Source organism: Pseudomonas sp. P106(2024) (genome assembly GCF_057480815.1).
In genome coordinates this window covers 1-713 of record NZ_JBLIYU010000048.1, presented here as the reverse complement: position 1 = coordinate 713, position 713 = coordinate 1, and the positions used below count along the sequence as shown (strand labels likewise).

Annotated in this window: 1 protein-coding gene; it reads left to right on the top strand. The window is 65.9% G+C overall.

Annotated elements, in window-relative coordinates; genetic code table 11:
- Nucleotides 1-713 (top strand): hypothetical protein (locus tag AC25M7_RS25455; protein ID WP_486971634.1); only part of this gene is annotated, 713 nt, incomplete at both ends.

Below are 713 nucleotides of genomic sequence, written 5' to 3'. Positions count from 1 at the left end.
ACCCTTGACCTGGGCCAGGGCGCGCTGGTCAACCATGGCCTGATCAAGGCTCCGCTGCTGGTGCTGAACAACCTCGGCAGCGTTGACAATCAGAAGGGCGAGATCACCAGCCCGCAAGGCTTCACCTTGGCCGCCGATACGCTGGACAACCGCCAGGGCAAGCTGCTCAGCGATCAGGTTCTCACGGTGCGTATTGCCCAGGCACTGGACAATGCCAAGGGCCTGGTCTCGGCCAAGGGCCTGGACCTGCGTGCCGCCAGCCTGGACAACCGCGAAGGCGAAGTCAGCAGCCGAGCGGGTCTGGCCCTGACCATTGATGATCGCCTGGACAATCGCCAGGGCACATTGGTGAGCGACACCTCGCTGAAGCTCTACGCCAAGACCCTGGACAACAGCAAGGGCAAGATTTCCGGCAAGGGCCGCGGCGAGATCGAGGCCGCCACGCTGCTGAATACCGCAGGTTCGCTAGTCAGCCTGGAGCAGTTGCGGGTCAAGGGCGGCGGGCTGGACAACCGCGAGGCGGGCCTGCTCGGCAGCAACGGCGCGCTGACCCTGGAAGTTGATCGCATCGACAACCGCGGCGGCGAGATCACCGGCAAGGCCGCCGTCGGCGTGACCGGCACCTCGCTGGACAACAGCGACGGCGGCCTGCTGGTCGCCGGCACCGGTATGACCCTCGCGTTGCAGGGCCTGCTCAACCGCAACAAGGCACG